This is a genomic window from Chryseobacterium sp. GVT01B (assembly GCF_019970045.1).
In the GTDB taxonomy this organism is placed as follows: Bacteria; Bacteroidota; Bacteroidia; order Flavobacteriales; family Weeksellaceae; genus Chryseobacterium.
In genome coordinates this window covers 292,895-310,768 of record NZ_JAHXYI010000003.1, presented here as the reverse complement: position 1 = coordinate 310,768, position 17,874 = coordinate 292,895, and the positions used below count along the sequence as shown (strand labels likewise).

Genomic DNA, 17,874 nt, shown 5'->3' with positions numbered 1-17,874 from the left:
ACGTTGTTAAAAAAAATAGTCCAATACCGATCCATATCCATAGAACTATCTGATCCTGATTTTCCCAACGCCACATCCCAGATTAATAAAAGCAATATAAAATGACAATAGCAGGAGGCCTCTGAAAAGCCAGATAGGAGCTACCCAACTCAGATGGTTGCTGATTAAAAAATTAAAGGTCGTGGATATGATACATTCAATAGAAAAAAACAGGAAAACAATGATGTTCACGATAAACATATCCCTGTCTGCCCTGCCTTCTCTGATGATCTTCATAAAATAAGAGGCGGCATAACTGCAAATAATAATACTGGTGATAATATTGGAATAAAAAGTAACCTGTGTATCGTCTTGCACATACAACAAATTAATAATCAATGCCAGTATTGCATACCCATAGATCATCCATTTTAATTTACGGGAAAGCTGGATGTAGTAATTGCTATAAATCACAGTAAGGATCATTAATCCAAAAAACTGGCTCAATGTATAGTTGTAAATATTGAGTGTATTTAATTTCATCATCCGGTCCGCTAAGTCCGTCAGCTCCAGCATGAACTCTCCTGAGAGAAGTATAATCACAGGAAGTTTTGTTTTTATCCCTTCTTTTACCAATAGAATCAGTCCTGTACACAAGACCAGGTTAATAATAATTTGTAAATACAGGGATAAACTGTTATACGAAAACACTGGTGCTTTGCTTCAAAAGTTGATAGTCATTGGGAGTATCAATGGTAAAAGGAGGTCTTGGGGTAGAATAATTTTCTGCAGTCTCACTCATATGGTTAATCGCAAGACTTTTCACGGTAATAATTTCGATATGAAAAGGAAAATCCGGATCTTTTTTCTCCAGATCATCAGTAAGCCCAAAGAAGCTGGTACAGGTCTGCCCTCCTGTAATCCCCATTTTGTCATAATCTGAAAACGGAATAGAAATAAGCTGAAAAATATCTTCTGTTTTCTGGGCCTGTATCCATGAGGTTCCAAACATATTCCATCTGAAATTACGGTTAATGGCAGATTCAGCTGTAATTGGAGGTGGAGTCACTTCTTCGTGATTGCTGCTTTCCATCTTTTCTTCAGTGAAGTTTCGGGAAAATTCTTTAATAATGATGTTACTAAAATTGGCATCCTTATCACTTTTAGAATCAATCAGAAAAAATTTCAACTGTTCTTCATGAATACCTACATACGCATGGATCGTCTTAAATTCTACTGTTCCAAGGATTTGTTTCCATTGTTCAATTTCCTCACCTGAAACACTGAAATGAGTTCCCTGATTTAAAAAATTCAAAATTTCTGCCCCATTTATATCAATTCCATTTTTATAGGAATCAATAAGATTTTTCCATTTTCTGATGGCTTCAAAGATGTTTTCAGTAGTCATGATAGTATTTATTTGTGAATGATAATTATTTTATGTGTTGAAATTTACAAAAAAAACAGACTGGTATTTATTTTAAATCACATTCAAGTGGAAAATAAAATTCAATTGAGTGAAAATTAATATTTCTTGAATTTTTTATAATAACGGATAAGGGACAGTCTGTATCTTTGTGCCGGGAATACGCCCATTTAAATAACTACTACCAATGATTCCATTTCACGAACTGATATTTTTCATCCTGGCAGCACTCATCTTAGTGATCAGTCCCGGCCCTAATATGATTTACCTGATTTCAAAGTCTATAACACAAGGGAAAAAGTCCGGATTTATTTCCCTGGCCGGAGTGGTGTGTGGGTTTTTATTCCACATTATCATGGTATCTTTTGGCCTTACTGCAGTTTTGCTGGCCGTTCCGTTGGCTTATACTCTACTAAAAGCCGTGGGAACTGTCTATCTCTTATATCTGGCTTATCAGGCTATAAAACCCAAGAGCAGAAATATTTTTGATGTTGATAGAAATGTGGCTCATGACAGTCCTAAAAAGCTTTTTACCATTGGTTTTTTAACGAATGTATTAAATCCGAAAGTGGCCGTTTTTTACCTGTCTTTCTTTCCTCAGTTCATCAAACCTGAGTATGGTTCCATATTTACCCAAAGCTTTGAACTTGGAGTTATTCAGGTTCTGATCAGCTTCAGCATTAACTTTATCATTGTATTAACGGCTGCAAGAGTTGCCCTGTTCTTTTCCAATAATCCGGTCTGGATAAAGGTTCAAAAATGGTTTATGGCCAGCGTGTTAACCTATTTAGCAATAAAAATGGCACTTTCAAAAGCAAAATAAAATCCGGAACAGGTTTCTTTCTGTTCCGAATTCCGGTGTATATTCATATAAAATCTGATCTAAAGAAAACATTATCATTATGCACCGCGAATTTGAGATTAATATTCCGACTGTAAAACCGTGAAAATACGTAATTTTACAGTTGCGTATTTATCCTCATAACAACAGGTTTACAGATGAAGCAGACAATTCCTACTTATGATTTAAACGGCATTTCTCACCACAGATTCCATGTCAAAAGAATGGATAAGCGGACTCAGAATGCGGAGGATATTCTTCTGGACAAAGGGATACACAGGGACAGTCATTACATTTTCACCTGCATGGAAAGCGGTCATGTAAAAATGATGGTAGATTTTAAAACAGTTGAATCAAAAGATTCCACTCTTTTCTGTGTATTGCCGGGACAGGTACATCAGGGGCTTTTGATGAAAGACGTTTGCGGATGGTTTGTAGCAGTAAAAGCAGAACTTGTTCCCGATACCGTACGTTCTTTTTTTGATGAATCTCTGGGTGAAATACAGCCGCTGCCGATAGACAAAAGTCTCATCCAGGAAGTGAATACAACAGCCAGTATGCTCCATGCTTCTTATACAGACGAGATGCTTTCCTCTAAAGAAGGATTTCTGGTTGTACAGTCATTGCTTAATGCGTTCCTGGGAATGTTTGCCCTGATCTATTCCCGGAATAATCTGTCTCCTTCTTCCAGTGAAAGCAGAACTTTACAACTATCAAGAACATTCAGAAGTTTGGTTAGAAAGGATTTTAAAACCTCGAAAAGTCCATCCGAATATGCAGAGATTTTAAATATTACAAGAGGATATTTGACGGAGGCAGTTCGGGAAGCAACGGGGAAACCTGCGCAGCACTGGATTCACCAGGAAATTTTAATTGAAGCTAAAAGATTATTGGTCTTTACGAGCCTAAGTATAAAAGAGATCGCTTATGAGCTGGGATATAGTGACCACACTTATTTCAGCCGCTTATTTTCTAAACTGGAAGACCAATCTCCATCAGAATTCCGGAATTTGCATATAAACAAACACTAACCACGAATAGTCCAATTATTCCCCCGAAACAGCTATCGGTATTTTCTGATTTTGCAACGTCCTTTGCAATAAAAATGATTTATGCCGAGTTTACCAAAATGGATCAATGACACAGTAGAAAATGTCTGGTCCTCAAAATTTAAAGACTGTACGGTTATCCATATAGAAAAAATCACGAATGATCTTCGTCTTATACGTTTTCAAACAGATTTACAGGATGTTTCTTATGAACCTGCATATGCAATAGCGATAAGAATCAATGGCCGCGATTTCCGGAATTATTCTCCTTTCAACTTCAATCAGGAAGCAGGAACTTTTGATGTTTTATTTCATCTGCATGACTCTTCTGCTGCCGGAAGTCATTTTGTGGCCCAACTTTCTCCCGGAGATTCTATAAAGCTTTTAATGCCCAGAGGAAAACAATTCTTTGCTCCCAATGCGAAAATTCATTTCTCTGTGGGTGACGAAACTTCACTGGGAAGTTCTCTTTCAATCAAAGAAGCCGTGGAAGAAAATGGTTCTTTATTTATCTGTCTTCATGAACTGGAAGAATGTTCTGCTCTTGAAAAACTGAATTTATTTGGTTACCACAGCCCGAAAAACAATACCATGAGAATGATTGAAGCTTTGAATGATTTTCTAAGGGAAGAAAAAGAATCTATCTCTGATGATGAGGTTATTTTTTATCTCACCGGAAACGGAGGAAGAATGTCTCTGATCAGGAAATTTCTTAAGGCCAGAGGAGTTTCTCCCAAGTGCATAAAATCACAGGCGTATTGGATTGAAGGAAAAAAAGGACTGTAAAACAGCAAAACAACTGTATTTAAAAAAATGAAACTTTATCTGACAATAGGAAATTATTGCCGGATAAAGTTATCATTACACATCCTAAAATTTAAATTATTTCTGTTTCTTCCCTAATTCATTCACTTTTCTCAGCCATTGAACCCTTTGCTCATCTTTAGAATTCCGGATGATTCCGATATAAGTCAGTTTTACAGGTTTTACCCCACAATATTCCAGTATGGATTTCTTAAGCTGATTGACGCTGGGTCTGCCAAAAAACAGACGGTAATACCAACCCGGCTGGTCTAATGTGGTAATTATATGTGCTGTTTTACCTTTTAAAAGCTTATCCCACCATACAGAATTCTCACGGTATTTATAGGCCAGTCCCGGTAAGAAAAGACGATCTATGAATCCTTTCATCAAGGCTGGAAATCCTCCCCACCAAACGGGATGCACCCAAACCAAATGGTCAGCCCACTGAATAATTTCCCATGCTTTCATCAAATCCGGTTCAAGTTCCATTCTTTTCTGGTATCCAAACTGCAGATTGGGATTAAATTTCAACTCTCTTATGACAATTTCCTTCACTTCTGCTCCTGTTTCTACTGCTCCTGTCTTATAAGCTTCTGCAATTCCAAAGTTGAAAGAATCTTTATTGGGATGCCCGTTGATAATTGCTATTTTTTTCATTGTGTGACATTGATATTGATGGTTTCATAGGTATGAAGCTGTGCCATTAATGATAGAGGCTCATGCAGCTGATGGCTGAAATACACATTGTTTTCATGCGGATTTCTCAGCAGTTCTTCGGTGTGCAGCACAGCAGATAAAGCAGTAAGTTCCGCCTGTCCTTTCATACTTCGTAAGCTCAGTTTCTTCTGACCTTCTTTATCTTTTACCACAATTTCAAACACAGCCTGATCTCCGTTTCCACTGGATCCAAAAATCATTTTTCTTTCTTTTAATGATAAAATATTGAATATTCTCAGGTATTGAAAGGATCCCAGCAGCCAGGTAATGAACCTGGAATTATAAGTCATTTTTACGCTTACTCCGGGAATTCGTTCCACTTTGTTAAGAATATAGAGATCCGGCACATCAAAATTATAAGCCTGTCTCTCTCCTATTCCAAAAGAGAATTTAAAAGATTCAGTATCCAAAAAGTGTCTGATAGAAACTGGCTTGTCATTCTTATAATGTACAAAAGGAACGGCTACATTTTCTGCCATAAAATGGGCTGAACTCTCCCCTGCCAGGTCTTTTACTGAATAATATACAAAAACTTTTACTTCCTTAATATCATCTGAAGGGTAAAGGGTATTGACCAATCCCGGTACAATTCCGCCCATCCAGCCTGAACTGAAGACAATTCTGCTGTTTACCTCTGATTTTCTGGCAATATCATAAGCTTTTACCAAAGCCGGAGTAGGTTTTGTAATATCCAGATAATCTATGTGGTGAGCAATTGCGAAACGAAGGACATCATCTTCTCTATCATTCACAGAAAGAATAATGAGATTTATTTTTTTTTCCAGAATAACATTGAAAGAAGAAGGATCTGTAACGTCGATTTTCAGGTCTTTATCCGTCTGTCCTCCTTTTCGTCCGCCAATATAAACAGTAAGATGAGGGTTTCTTGATTTCAGAATGCGGGAAATAGTTTTTCCGACCAATCCATTTCCTCCAATGATTAAAATATTTTGCTCCATAACTTTTTTTGACAAAAGTATAGCGCGTCCATTTCAATAAGCAGGACAAATGTCTAAAAAGAAATTTCCTTTCTGATACGGCTCAAATGCCGTTGTGTAATTCCAAGGTAAGAAGCCAGATACTGCAATGGTATGTTTTGAATATAATCAGGATGATTCTTTAATAATGTTTCGTATCGTTGCGCTGCACTGTCTCTCTGAAGCTGAAAAAAACGTGTTTCAAGTTCAAGATATTCCTGTTCTGCAATGATTCTTAAAAATTTCGTCCAGTTAATGCTATTCTTTACCAACTCATCTACTGCTTCTTTTTTAAGAATAATCAGCTCTGCATTGGTAATAGCCTGCATACTTTCTTTACTGGGGCATCCTGAAACAAATGATGAATAGGCAGCGATCATATGATTGGGAAATCTGAAGCAATAGGTCATGTCTTTTCCTTCATCTGAAGTATAAAAGGAACGGAAGATACCGGATTTCACCAAACCTACTTCCTTGCAAAGCTCTCCTTCCCGTATGAAATAATCATTTTTATTAACGAGTCTTAGCTCAGAAAATTTCAGGAATTCTTCAATTTCATCCTCTGAAAACAGGTTAAAGCTTCGAAAGTAATCACGTATCATCATTCTTCAAATTAAATGCATTCTAATGAACCACGAAAATAGATAAAAGATGAATGCGACATGCTTTATAAACGTAAAGTTTTCATTTTTTCTAAGATTTTATTTTAAGTGAGCAAAGATGAGATCAATTCCATCCTTTTTAAGCTAATGTATACCCCATACAAGTTTCAATTAACAGCAAAAAAAATCATCTCAGGACGAGATGATCAACCGTTTTGAATTTACTTGAGTTATTTATGAAGATATGAATGATGTTTTGTTGTAACAAAGATAGGTCAACGCTGTTTTTTATCCATCAGTAGAATCCCTAGAATTATATCCGTAAAAATACGGTTGTATAAAAAGAAAAGCCCTGCAGGAAATACCTTACAGGACTTTGGTTTATCTAACAATATTCAGTTTAATATTTAAAGTTCAAGGTTTAAAGTTATGATTGTCATTTACTTTTCACCTTTGAATTTTTATTAAAGAGGGCTTACCAATTGCAGGAACCATTCTTTAACTTCTCCATCCAGATGAGGAGCCAGCTTTTCTTCACATGTTTTATGGTAACCATTTAACCATGCGATTTCACTTTCTGAAAGGATTTCTTTCACTACGGTATCTTTAAAGAACGGGCAGAATGTTAATGTTTCAAACTCATAGAATGTTCCATGAATTGTTTTTTCTGCTTCTTTTACTGCGATCAGATTTTCATGACGGATTCCATAATGTCCTTCAAGGTAATATCCAGGTTCGTTTGAACATACCATTCCCGGAAGAAGTTCCTGAGGATTCAGGTCTTTTCTGATGTTTTGCGGTCCTTCATGTACATTCATGAAGCTTCCTACTCCATGTCCTGTTCCGTGATTGAAATCTTTGCCTTCCATCCATAACGGAAGTCTTGCAATAGCATCAAGGTGTACTCCTTTTGTTCCTTTCGGGAATTTTACCATTGATAAACGAATCAGTCCCTGTAATACCAATGTTGAATTTCTTTTAAACTCTTCCGAAGGTGCTCCTAAGGCGAAAGTTCTTGTAATATCTGTAGTTCCTTCAAGGTACTGACCTCCTGAATCTACCAGAATGGTTTCCTCATTGGTTACTTCTTTACTTCCTTCTTTTTTGGCAGAATAGTGCATGATGGCACCGTTATCTTTATATCCTACGATAGAACCAAAACTTTCTCCCACAAAGTTTTCTCCTTCTGCACGGAATCCTCTCAGTTTTTGTCCGATAGAATATTCATTCATGGCTTCTTTTCCTGCATTGTGAGTTAACCAATAAAGGAATTTCACCATAGCAACTCCATCTCTTACCATTACTTTTCTGAAACCTTCCAGCTCAGCTTCATTTTTCTGGGCTTTCATCAGGTTACCCGGAACCGGAGCTTTGATAAACTGGTTGTCTGCTTTTAATGTTTCAAAAATCTGTTGGTTGCTGTTTGGAGAAACCAGTACTTTTTCATTTTTGAAGGTCTTCAGGTAATTGTAGAATTCTTCGTAAGGCATCATTTTCACAAAGGAATCATCCATTTGCTTTCTTGCTCCTACTTCCATTTTTTCTAATCCTGTGAAGAGTACAGCATCGTTTTTAGTAATTACAATATACCCTAAAAATACAGGATTGCTTTCTACATCACTTCCTCTCAGATTAGCAGTCCATGCTACATCATCCAGACTTGATATGATGTGTACGGTAGCTTCCTGATCTTCCATTTTCTGGCGGATGGCAGCAATTTTATCAGAAACAGATTTACCTGCTCTTTCTACCGGATGTACAAAAATAGGATTGGCAGACGGCGTTCCTCTTTCTTTCCAAACTTCTTTTAAAAGTGGAAAATCTACCAGCGTAATATTTTTTGAATTAAATTTCTGAGAAAGCAGTTCCCAGTTGGCATTAGAAGCTGCCAAAGCATTTACAGCCACTTTACCGCCTGAAGGGATTTCTGAAATGATCCAGTCAATATAATTAGGAGTTCCTTCCATACCATCTTTGAAAAGATCGATTCCTGAACCATCCAGCTCTATAGCGGCTTGTGTAAAGTATCTTCCGTCTGTCCAAAGTCCGGCTTTGTCTTTGGTAACTACCACAAAACCAGCAGAACCTAAGAAACCTGACAACCAAGCTCTCTCCTGCCATTCCTCGGGAAGGTATTCGCTCATATGCGGGTCTGCAGAATATACTATAAATGCATCAACATTATTTTTCTGCATTTCTTCACGAAGCGCAGCAACTTTTTCCTTTGAAGTCATTCTTTTCTTTTTTAAACACCGAAAGTTACGAAAAATTTAAAGTCGGGAGCTGAAATCTAACGGCTATTTTGCTTAATAATCTGTTATTTTAACTGGAATTCTTTTTGAAGAGATCTGCAATTTGATTTTTTATGGTTTTATATTAAATCATGTTAAATTATTCCCCCCTTAAAGTCGCAAAAACGCTTTTGACATCCTCATTAAAATGTTAAACATATTTAATAAAATAAATCATTTTCATCTAAAAAAAACTACCACATTATTAAAACAATAAATTTTTGGAAAGATTATTGCTATATTCAACTCCATGAAACAGCAGAACTATAATAACCACAGGAAGTTTTATCCACCTCATCATTTTATTTATCTTCCTTTGCTCATCCTATTGGAGATTTTCGGAATTTATAAAATCTGGGATGATCCGGGAAATCAGCTGACCTGGATATTATTTTCTATCGTGATTTTTCTGCTTTTTTATCTGGCATTTATGACACGGCAGCATTACGCATTGGGACTTCAAAACCGAATGGTAATTCTGGAGTTTCAACAGCGGTATTTTGAAATTTTCAATAAAAGATCGGATGAAGTTGCTGAAAAACTAAGATTTGATCAGATTGCTGCACTGAGATTTACCTATGATGATGAATTCAAGGAGCTTTTATACAGAGCTCTTCATGAAAACATCTCAGGAGATGAAATTAAAAGGTCTATTAAAAAATGGAGGGCTGACCGACTCAGAATCTAACACCTCAACAAAATATAAATATGAAAAAGTGGAGCTTTTACAGTATTACGATATTAAGTTTGTTGACACTAACAAGTTGTGAAGCAGTAGAAACAATTTTTAAGGCAGGAATGTGGTGGGGAATTCTCTTAGTCTGTGTAATAGCAGGGATTCTTTTACTGATTTTTTCGAGGGGTAAAAACTCTTAACCATGCTTTATGGAGAAGAATACAGATTTGGAGATGATTTCTCACCTTAAACCTTCCAAAATTGTTAAAATAATGAAGGACCCGGAAGCTTCTGCAAAGGCGGTACATCTTGTATATACCACCGATGCAGAAACCGCCGGAATTACCCGTAAGAAAACAGGAAAGAAATATTCCTATTATAAAGACGGTGAAAAAATAAAGGATAAGGACGAAATTACAAGAATCAACAGCCTGGTACTTCCTCCCGCCTGGGAAAATGTATGGATCTGTGCCCTTGACAACGGGCATCTTCAGGCCACCGGCTTTGATGTCAAAAAAAGAAAACAATACCGCTACCATCCTCTTTGGAGCGCTTTAAGAAATCATACGAAATTTTACAGGATGCTTCAGTTCGGATATGCATTACCGGATATAAGACTGCATGTAGAACAGGATCTTGCGCTGAGAAATTTTGAGAAGCGGAAAATTCTGGCCTTAATTGTAAGCCTTATGCAAAGAACCAATATCCGTATTGGTAATAATGTGTATGAAAAACTGTACGGTTCTTTTGGACTGACTACTTTAAAGGATAAGCATGTAAAGGTAAAAGGACAGAAAATCACTTTCTCTTTTAAGGGAAAGAAAGGCATTATGCATAACGTTGACCTCAGAAGTAAAAGGCTGGCAAGACTTATTCAGAAATGTAAGGATATTCCGGGGAAAGAACTTTTCCAGTATTTTGATGATGAAGGAAACCGTCATTCTGTGGATTCCGGTATGGTGAATGAGTATATAAAAGAGATCAGCGGCGAAGATTTTACCGCTAAGGATTTCAGGACATGGTCCGGAACGGTAAGTGCTTTGATTGCATTTAAAGAAATTGGCTATGCTGAAAATGACAGTCAATATAAAAAGAAAGTAAAAGAAGTCCTGGAGATGGTGGCAGAAAACCTGGGAAATACATCGGCTGTCTGCAGAAAATATTATGTTCATCCTTTAGTCATCAATCTTTACGAAAACAATACCATCAAAAAATACCTTGACGAACTTGAAATCATAGAAGAAAACGACGGAAAAGCCGATCTGACAAAAGAGGAAAGGCTGGTGCTGAAAATTCTTGAAAATGAGAGGATGTAGGGAATTTTTGGTCAATAGTGAATGGTGAATTTGCTTCGCAGTGAATTTTTTATTCTGTACTTCATCAACTCATTGACTATTCACTTGCGCAGCAAAAATTGACCATTGACATTACACAAATTCGATTCTTTATATCAGACTGAAATCCTGCTGGTATTCAAAAACTGGATTCTGTATTCCTTCGGGGTAATGCCTGCGATCTTTTTAAAAAGCTGGGTAAAATGGGATGCGGTATGAAAGTTCAGTTCGTAAGCAATCTCTGCAATATCTTTACTGGAGTGAAGTAATGCCTTGCTGTAATTGATATCTATCTCATTAATCCACTGTTTGGGGGATTTCTGGGTAACGCCTTTTACACATTTATTCAGATAGCTTTCTGTTACAGACAGTTTATCGGCATAAAATGCCACTCTTTTTTCTCCCACATGATATTTAAACAAAAGATCCCGAAACTGAAGGGACAGTTCCATAGGACGTGTCGCAGACTTGTGATGGGTATCAGAATCTGTGCTCAGCATTTTGATCAAAATAAGGTGAAGCATCGTAACGACAACATCATTAACATTTAAATTATTCAACCATAACTCCTGTTCCATAATGGGAAGAAGCTGGATAATGGTACCATAAGTCAGGCTGTCCAGATTCAGGAATGGAGTCATGAAAAAAATACTGCTTTTGTGCTTGGGCAGCTCTTGCTCGGACAGAATATTATTTTCATAAGCAAGGAAAAAACCTTCAATATCATCGGATAGTTCTACGGTTGCCGTGATGGTTCCCTGTTTAATGAAGATTACTCCCCCTTTCTCGGCATGGTATTCTTTATTTTCAAGGTATTGTCTGATATGACCGTTGGTAACGAAAATAATGAAATTAAACGTTGTACGGTACGGAATCACCGGCATCAGAATGCCTTTAAGGTAATTTTCTATCCGATAGAGCTGTATATCAGCATTATTGGCTAATATTTTGTCCGTAATATTCGGAAGAAAAAGTTTTTTATATTGAAAATTGGATAGAACTTCCATATCCTGGTTATGATTATTTAAAGTTATACAAAATATTTTAAAGCAAAGGAGGCAAGTAAAAGAGTGAAAAAGCTAAAGCGTAAATGGTAAAAACCCCGAAACAAAGTATCCCGAAACTCATAATTTACTCTCTCAAACTCTCTCACTCTACTACTCTCCTACTCTCCCACTTAGAACTTATAATACACTCCCATTCTCACTCCAAAAGGGCTTCCCGGTGTGTAGGTAAGATCTGTAACAGGCTCTGCTTCTCCTTTCAACTGAGTTTCTGTTGCAAACTGGGCTTCATTCCATTTTACATTGAAAAGATTGTTAAGCTGAACATTTGCTCCCCATTTCTGACGGTTATAAGAAAGCATAAGGTCATTTACAAAGTAAGCTTTGGTTCTGATACTGTTATCCTCTACTGCTGGTCTTGCTCCCAGATATCGGTATTGAAGTCCCAGAGAAAAGCCATCCAGGAAATCCCAGTTTACAGATCCTGTACTGGTGACTACCGGAGCTAGCGGAACGTAATCCTGTCCTTTTTCTTCTTCTGTAAATCTTGCGTGAGAATAATTGATATCAGCATTCAGATAAAAGTTTTCCAACGGCTGGAAACGAACTCCAAGATCGGCACCGAAGCGTCTTGACTTCCCGGAAGGTTCTACTACAGCATCATCTCCTACATAAACAAATTCCTGCTGCAGATCCATATACCATAATGCCGGAGTAATAATCAATGATTTGAACGGATGTAATCTTACTCCAAAATCTGCTCCGATAGAGTATGGAAGTGTATTTTCGTTTTTATTAGGAACAACTACTCTCAGGTCATTGGAGTGGAAGCCCATTCCTGTTTTCAGGAACCACATTACATTGTCGTTCTGAGCGTAAGAGAAGTTCAATTTTGGGCTTAGTCTTGTTGCTTCTTTTGATTGTCCGGACGGCAATTGTTCTGCATCCAGCAGATTGTGCATATTAAAGATAAAATGATCTATTCTCAAAGCAGGGTTAATCGTCCATTTTCCTGTTTTCCATACCAGCCCTGAGTAGGCATGGAGATTGGTTTCTGTTCCTGTCACATCTGATAATCTGTCAAGCAGCAGATCTCTGTGATAAACGTGGTTAAGCTGTAAAGTATTAATATCATCATTTCTTAACCCTATTCCTGAAGTCCAGTTTAAAGAGCTGTTTGCAAGGGAAAACGTTTTTGTATATTTCACTTCGGCTCCGTAAATATTTCTTCCGTCTGTCTGCTGAATTTCATCTCCGTGATCTTTATCTTTTAAATTAAAAGTGAAATCGGAATACAGATTGAAATTATATTTTGAATAGAAAGCCATGGCATCAATCTGCTCGGAAGGAGAAATAATGTGCTTAAAGTTCATCTGAAGGTTTGTTCTGGAAGTTTTACCACCTTCTGTAGGATCTATACTTCCCCATCTTCCAATGATTCCTTCATCTACGGCACGTTCCGGAATCTGTCCGGAAGCATTCCAGGAAGAATTGAATGTTGAAAACTGAATATTGAAATAATCTTTATCCGTAAGCCACTGGTTATATTTCCCGAAAATATTGACTCTGTTGAAATTCTGTTTTACATCAAAAGGCCCGTCTGTATAGTTGTATTCTGCTGCTATATAGGCATTTTTCTTTCCCAGATCATCATGCAGAATATTGAACATTCCCAACACTCTTTTTGAATTGAACGAACCTCCTTCCAGTTTAATCATACTGTTTTTCAATCCATTGTAGGTCTGAAAATCTACATATCCGGCTGTGTTAAAGTCTCCGCGGTCCATGTAATAAGCTCCTTTTCCAAAGTCTATATTGTTTACGGTTTCAGGAATTACAAAGTGCAGGTCAGAATATCCCTGTCCATGGGCATGGGATACGATATTCACCGGCATTCCATCTACATTAACGCTTACGTCCGTACCATGATCGGCATCAAATCCTCTTAAAAAAAGTTGTTCAGCCTTTCCTCCTCCGGCATGTTGTGCAATAAACAATCCCGGCACTTTTCTTAATAAATCCTGTGCTGAATTTACCGGAAATTTATTCAGATCCACTTTGGTAACGGCTGATAAAAACGAACTGTGATTGATGGCCACTTCAGAAATCTGAAAAGGCTTATGCTGTAAGAAAATAACTTTATTTTTATCTTCATCGCTAGTTACCAACCATTTTACCTCATCATATCCCTGACGACTAATCACTAGGGTATCAGGAAGTGATTTTACAGGAATGGCAAACATACCATCTGCCGCTGTATGAGTATGGCTGTTCCCGTGGTCATATTTTACCAAAGCATCTGCAATGGGAAATTTGTCATCTGCATCTTTAATCAGCAACTGTTTTTCTGTTTCCTGCGCCATCATTTTTCCACTGAATGCCATTATCAGAAATACGGCTGCTATTTTTGTTATTTTCATTTTTTGTTTAGTTAAATTAGATATAAGATGAGAGATGAGAGACTGGGAACATTTCCACACGTAAAACCCCACAACCTTCAAACTCTACAACTCTCAAACTCAGAAGCTACGCTTTCTCTTTAATAAATACTTTCTGAATTAAAAGGGTAATCCACGTTCCGGCTACGAATGGGAAAGTAAATACTCCACCTACAATATCCAGACAGTGATTGTCTATTAAAAGATCATCAATGGCAATAGTGATAAGAACGGCAATAAGTACCCATAAACCGTCTGTTTTTTTGACTCCTGAGAAAACGATTGCTGAAAGCACAGCATTAAATCCAAATAATCCCATATGGATTTCTTTAATAGGTTCTCCGTTCAACTGTGATAATCCTGCACCGAGAATAGATGCTGCCAATCCGTATAAAGCAGCTATAGGAGAACTGATGAAAACGGCAAGAAAGAAAATCATTCCCGAAAGTACTCCACCCTGAAATATTACTTCACCAAACCCATTGGTACAGGCAAGAAAATCATCATATTCTGTAGGCACCACTTCACTGCTTAACATCGCGGAGGGTGGAATATGGGTGAAATGATGGAGTGCAAATACCAAAATCCATGTGATGATAATGAAAGGAAAAGTAAAGACCGGAATTTTCTTCTGAATAAAGAAATGCTGAAAAACAGCCGCCAATGCTCCACCCAAGACTATTAAAATCCAGATCAGTAATGTAGTCTCAAATAGAAAGGATAATGCTACTCCTACAAGTGCCGCACTGAAGCCATAAAGTCCGGCATTGATTTCAGACTGATTGTATTTAAGTTTCATTGCAGTGAAAGTTCCGGCTGCCGTTGAAAGCAATACCGCTACCCCGCACTGCCAGCTTCCCATAAAGATTCCTATAAGAAACAGAAGTCCCGTCCACCTGTTTTCCTGGAGCATAATCTGTCCGATTCCTTTCAAAACATGGTCTATAAAAGGTAGTTTTTTGAAAAATTCGTTCATAGTTTTTTTAATTGTATTAATAATTGTGGATATTAAGATAAGAGACGGATAGATGATAGACACTGGAGGCAGAATCAATTTTGCTTCGCAAGTGAATGGTGAATTGTCAATTATCAGTGAAAGAATAACAACCTTGAACTTTAAACCTTAAACAATTCAACTCTCACCCCCCTACCCTAAAACTCTACCACTCGTATCCCGAACCTCGAATCTCGTTTACCATCCAAGAAAGACCATTCCCACTCCGCAAACGGTTACTACAGCTCCGCTCACCACTCCCATGTATCTTTCCAGTTTTTCGGTATTGAACAGTGTTGAATAACCATAACGTCCCAGAAGAACCATTCCAAGCATTGTCAAGACGGTAGTTATAGTGAAAGAAGTTACCAGAACAGCAATTTCAGACATTGAGTGTTTTACTCCTGAATAGAATAATAAAGGAAGCAAAGGTTCGCTGGGGCCCATTACGAAAATCATGAAAAGTACAAGCGGAGTCACTTTTATTCTTTTTTGAGGCATTACCACTTCACTGTGATTATGTTCGTATACATAAACATCATCACCCATTACATCAAAATGCTTATGAGGTTTGTTTCTGATTGCCTGAATGAGGCCATATACCAGATAAACGCCTCCAAAAATAAGCAGCGCCCATCCTGAGAAATTCCCTCTGATATCCTGAAACCAGGAGATTTTATTGAGCTGCCATCCAAGGAAAACCCCGATAAAGCCTAAAATCAGAGAACTGAATACATGTCCGAAACCACAGACAACCGTTAATATTGCTGTTTTCATTCCGCTCCACTTCTTTGATTTTGAAATTACGATGAACGGCAGGTAGTGATCCGGCCCGGAAGCGGTATGTATGAAACTTATTGAAACGGCACTCAAAAGAAGTGCCCAAACTGTACTATTCATTTTTTATTAATTCTGTTATTTCAGATTCTTTATTAAGTTTTGGCTAAAGCCAATGGAAAATTTCTTTTTTTAAGCGGGCTAAAGCCCCCTTCTATTGAATATGCTTCTCACAAATTTTGTAGACAAATCATCATGAGGATCCTTGTCAAGGTTTTGAACCTTGACAAGGATCTCTTTTTACTCCAATGACCAGAGAATTTCCTGAATATGCAGGAAGAAGTTGTACATCAATTCTCCTCCATGTCCCAAAGCTCTTACTACAAAACCGTTGTTATCCATTGCAGAGACTCCAACCTCCATTTGTTCATGATGCTGCGCGGCTGCTTCAACTATCTCTTCAATCAATCCGTTTTTATCTACATTTTCCTTCGTACTATAGAAGATCAGGGTTCCCTGGTGGGTATACTGCTCCAGATTTCCGATGATGCTGATCGGAATCATATCAGGCTGAATGAGAACATTATCTTTCACTACCAGCTTATTGTTGTGGTAGATTTCCATTATATTCTGAAAACGCTTCAGTTTAAAAACTTCTCCATAATGTTTTCTTCCGCAGGTGATGATCTCACTGATGATAATCTGACTGTTGTTCCCAATATGAATATTCGCTTTACTCTTAAAATTGGAGTCTTCATGCGGGACTATAGGATGAGGAACGTAAGCAAAAGACGTTTCATCTTCCATAGAAACATTAAGTTCCTGAAGCGCTTTATCCTTCATATTGAAAAGCCTCTGATAAGATTGCGACTGCAGTTGAAGGGCAGATCCTTTTTCAAGAGCAACATCCAGATGATAATGGTCTCCGTCCAGAATTCCCGGAGAGGAGCTCATCACCATCTGATAGAGCTTTTTGTCACTTTTCCGCTGTCCTACAGAAACTACTCTGAAAGGAAGTGAGACATAAAGGTCTTTCACATAGGATTCTCCTCCCTTAAATCCTGCGATTATATTTAAACGACTGTCCATTTATCTTACTAAGTTCGGTTCTTCAACTTCTTCCAGAAGAGCATATTTTTTAATCCAACCTATTACTTTGTCCAGTCCTTCATCTGTTTTAAGGTTTGTAAATACGAAAGGACTTCCTTTTCTCATTCTTCTGGCATCATTTTCCATTACCTCAAGGCTGGCTCCTACGTAAGGGGCAAGGTCAATTTTATTGATAATCAATAAGTCTGATCTTGTAATGCCAGGACCACCTTTTCTAGGAATTTTTTCTCCTTCTGCTACATCAATAATAAAGATCGTAACGTCTGCAAGATCCGGGCTGAATGTCGCTGAAAGGTTATCTCCTCCACTTTCGATAAGAACCAGTTCGATCTCAGGGAAACGTGCTGCCAATTCATCTACGGCTTCAAGATTCATACTTGCATCTTCGCGGATGGCAGTGTGAGGGCAGCCTCCTGTTTCTACTCCAATAATTCTGTCGTGGGGAAGAAGGCTATTTTTAGCCATAAATTCAGCATCTTCTTTGGTATAAATATCATTTGTGATGACTCCAAGGTCATAAGTCCCGAATAATTTCCTGCTTAAACGTTCCAGTAATGCAGTTTTTCCTGAACCTACAGGTCCTGCCACTCCTACTTTTATATATTTTCTGTTTTCCATTTTCTTTAAATTTTATTTTTTTAACGCTATAGGCGCTAAGTTTTTTTGATTGTGAATATCTTTCGATCGCAAGGGCGTTTCACTTAGCAAAGAACACCTTATTTCACATATAATTTTTTATTAATTGAGAATATTGTAAAAGGTGCAAAGGCATTTCATTCGGCTTAGAAGCATTCATATTCATTGGGTCCCACGCTTTTTCACTTTCTTAGCTTTCCTTCTTTCTTTTTTCATCCT

The 17,874-nt window shown here is 37.6% G+C and carries 17 protein-coding genes; 5 read left to right on the top strand and 12 right to left on the bottom strand.

All coding sequences use genetic code 11. The features are described 5' to 3' along the window. Positions 1–45: 45 nt before the first annotated feature. Both LC457_RS08160 and LC457_RS08155 read right to left on the bottom strand, forming a co-directional pair. On the bottom strand, positions 46–690 hold the full coding sequence (locus LC457_RS08160; RefSeq protein ID WP_223599384.1) for a hypothetical protein: 645 nt from the start codon (positions 688–690) through the stop codon (positions 46–48). Beyond that, positions 677–1,387 carry a hypothetical protein gene (locus LC457_RS08155; protein WP_223599383.1) on the bottom strand — a complete coding sequence of 237 codons (711 nt, stop codon included), beginning with the start codon at positions 1,385–1,387 and terminating at the stop codon, positions 677–679. The genes LC457_RS08160 and LC457_RS08155 overlap by 14 nt, the downstream gene beginning before the upstream one ends. Positions 1,388–1,592: 205 nt before the next feature. On the opposite strand from LC457_RS08155, the gene LC457_RS08150 reads away from it, so the two are divergent. The 3 genes from LC457_RS08150 (at position 1,593) to LC457_RS08140 (ending at position 4,081) form a co-directional block, all read left to right on the top strand. After that, positions 1,593–2,228, top strand: a complete 636-nt coding sequence (locus tag LC457_RS08150; protein WP_223599382.1) for a LysE family translocator — start codon at positions 1,593–1,595, stop codon at positions 2,226–2,228. Positions 2,229–2,404: 176 nt separating this feature from the next. Beyond that, positions 2,405–3,277, top strand: a complete 873-nt coding sequence (locus LC457_RS08145; RefSeq protein WP_223599381.1) for an AraC family transcriptional regulator — start codon at positions 2,405–2,407, stop codon at positions 3,275–3,277. Between the two features lie 81 nt (positions 3,278–3,358). Then, entirely contained in the window at positions 3,359–4,081 is a 723-nt protein-coding gene (locus tag LC457_RS08140) for a siderophore-interacting protein (protein WP_223599380.1), read from the top strand. A gap of 96 nt (positions 4,082–4,177) precedes the next feature. On the opposite strand, the gene LC457_RS08135 is transcribed toward LC457_RS08140, so the two are convergent. The 4 genes from LC457_RS08135 to LC457_RS08120 all read right to left on the bottom strand — a co-directional run bounded on the left by LC457_RS08135 (position 4,178) and on the right by LC457_RS08120 (position 8,629). Next, on the bottom strand, positions 4,178–4,756 hold the full coding sequence (locus LC457_RS08135; RefSeq protein ID WP_223599379.1) for an NAD(P)H-dependent oxidoreductase: 579 nt from the start codon (positions 4,754–4,756) through the stop codon (positions 4,178–4,180). Continuing rightward, complete coding sequence (locus LC457_RS08130; RefSeq protein WP_223599378.1) at positions 4,753–5,775, bottom strand: saccharopine dehydrogenase; 1,023 nt, start codon at positions 5,773–5,775, stop codon at positions 4,753–4,755. Before LC457_RS08130 ends, LC457_RS08135 begins: the two co-directional genes overlap by 4 nt. A gap of 53 nt (positions 5,776–5,828) precedes the next feature. Continuing rightward, entirely contained in the window at positions 5,829–6,395 is a 567-nt protein-coding gene (locus LC457_RS08125) for a Crp/Fnr family transcriptional regulator (protein ID WP_223599697.1), read from the bottom strand. 464 nt (positions 6,396–6,859) lie between these two features. Then, entirely contained in the window at positions 6,860–8,629 is a 1,770-nt protein-coding gene (locus LC457_RS08120; RefSeq protein WP_223599377.1) for an aminopeptidase P family protein, read from the bottom strand. A 307-nt stretch (positions 8,630–8,936) separates the two neighbouring features. Here LC457_RS08120 and LC457_RS08115 point away from each other — a divergent pair, with 307 nt between their 5' ends. After that, a complete protein-coding gene (locus tag LC457_RS08115) occupies positions 8,937–9,374 on the top strand; it encodes a DUF6526 family protein (RefSeq protein WP_213280177.1) in 438 nt (145 codons plus the stop codon). 197 nt (positions 9,375–9,571) lie between these two features. Further along, positions 9,572–10,678: a DNA topoisomerase IB gene (locus tag LC457_RS08110; protein WP_223599376.1), complete on the top strand. Its 1,107-nt coding sequence runs from the start codon at positions 9,572–9,574 to the stop codon at positions 10,676–10,678. A 134-nt stretch (positions 10,679–10,812) separates the two neighbouring features. Here LC457_RS08110 and LC457_RS08105 read toward each other — a convergent pair whose 3' ends face one another. The 6 genes from LC457_RS08105 to ureG all read right to left on the bottom strand — a co-directional run bounded on the left by LC457_RS08105 (position 10,813) and on the right by ureG (position 17,637). Further along, on the bottom strand, positions 10,813–11,703 hold the full coding sequence (locus tag LC457_RS08105) for a helix-turn-helix domain-containing protein (protein ID WP_223599375.1): 891 nt from the start codon (positions 11,701–11,703) through the stop codon (positions 10,813–10,815). A 170-nt stretch (positions 11,704–11,873) separates the two neighbouring features. After that, entirely contained in the window at positions 11,874–14,120 is a 2,247-nt protein-coding gene (locus LC457_RS08100; protein ID WP_223599374.1) for a TonB-dependent receptor plug domain-containing protein, read from the bottom strand. A 106-nt stretch (positions 14,121–14,226) separates the two neighbouring features. Beyond that, positions 14,227–15,114: an urea transporter gene (locus tag LC457_RS08095; RefSeq protein ID WP_223599373.1), complete on the bottom strand. Its 888-nt coding sequence runs from the start codon at positions 15,112–15,114 to the stop codon at positions 14,227–14,229. A 216-nt stretch (positions 15,115–15,330) separates the two neighbouring features. Continuing rightward, positions 15,331–16,032: a hypothetical protein gene (locus LC457_RS08090; RefSeq protein ID WP_223599372.1), complete on the bottom strand. Its 702-nt coding sequence runs from the start codon at positions 16,030–16,032 to the stop codon at positions 15,331–15,333. Between the two features lie 177 nt (positions 16,033–16,209). Continuing rightward, positions 16,210–16,998, bottom strand: coding sequence for an urease accessory protein UreD (locus tag LC457_RS08085; protein ID WP_223599371.1), 789 nt, complete (start codon positions 16,996–16,998; stop codon positions 16,210–16,212). Beyond that, positions 16,999–17,637, bottom strand: a complete 639-nt coding sequence (gene ureG, locus LC457_RS08080; RefSeq protein ID WP_223599370.1) for an urease accessory protein UreG — start codon at positions 17,635–17,637, stop codon at positions 16,999–17,001. It abuts the gene before it with no gap. Positions 17,638–17,874: the final 237 nt, after the last annotated feature.

What these genes read in the sequence shown, in the direction of transcription:
- LC457_RS08155 (WP_223599383.1), bottom strand. Translation starts at nt 1,387, where the DNA reads ATGACTACTGAAAACATCTTTGAAGCCATCAGAAAATGGAAAAATCTT.
- LC457_RS08150 (WP_223599382.1), top strand. Translation starts at nt 1,593, where the DNA reads ATGATTCCATTTCACGAACTGATATTTTTCATCCTGGCAGCACTCATC.
- LC457_RS08145 (WP_223599381.1), top strand. Translation starts at nt 2,405, where the DNA reads ATGAAGCAGACAATTCCTACTTATGATTTAAACGGCATTTCTCACCAC.
- LC457_RS08140 (WP_223599380.1), top strand. Translation starts at nt 3,359, where the DNA reads ATGCCGAGTTTACCAAAATGGATCAATGACACAGTAGAAAATGTCTGG.
- LC457_RS08135 (WP_223599379.1), bottom strand. Translation starts at nt 4,756, where the DNA reads ATGAAAAAAATAGCAATTATCAACGGGCATCCCAATAAAGATTCTTTC.
- LC457_RS08130 (WP_223599378.1), bottom strand. Translation starts at nt 5,775, where the DNA reads ATGGAGCAAAATATTTTAATCATTGGAGGAAATGGATTGGTCGGAAAA.
- LC457_RS08125 (WP_223599697.1), bottom strand. Translation starts at nt 6,395, where the DNA reads ATGATACGTGATTACTTTCGAAGCTTTAACCTGTTTTCAGAGGATGAA.
- LC457_RS08120 (WP_223599377.1), bottom strand. Translation starts at nt 8,629, where the DNA reads ATGACTTCAAAGGAAAAAGTTGCTGCGCTTCGTGAAGAAATGCAGAAA.
- LC457_RS08115 (WP_213280177.1), top strand. Translation starts at nt 8,937, where the DNA reads ATGAAACAGCAGAACTATAATAACCACAGGAAGTTTTATCCACCTCAT.
- LC457_RS08110 (WP_223599376.1), top strand. Translation starts at nt 9,572, where the DNA reads ATGGAGAAGAATACAGATTTGGAGATGATTTCTCACCTTAAACCTTCC.
- LC457_RS08105 (WP_223599375.1), bottom strand. Translation starts at nt 11,703, where the DNA reads ATGGAAGTTCTATCCAATTTTCAATATAAAAAACTTTTTCTTCCGAAT.
- LC457_RS08100 (WP_223599374.1), bottom strand. Translation starts at nt 14,120, where the DNA reads ATGAAAATAACAAAAATAGCAGCCGTATTTCTGATAATGGCATTCAGT.
- LC457_RS08095 (WP_223599373.1), bottom strand. Translation starts at nt 15,114, where the DNA reads ATGAACGAATTTTTCAAAAAACTACCTTTTATAGACCATGTTTTGAAA.
- LC457_RS08090 (WP_223599372.1), bottom strand. Translation starts at nt 16,032, where the DNA reads ATGAATAGTACAGTTTGGGCACTTCTTTTGAGTGCCGTTTCAATAAGT.
- LC457_RS08085 (WP_223599371.1), bottom strand. Translation starts at nt 16,998, where the DNA reads ATGGACAGTCGTTTAAATATAATCGCAGGATTTAAGGGAGGAGAATCC.
- ureG (WP_223599370.1), bottom strand. Translation starts at nt 17,637, where the DNA reads ATGGAAAACAGAAAATATATAAAAGTAGGAGTGGCAGGACCTGTAGGT.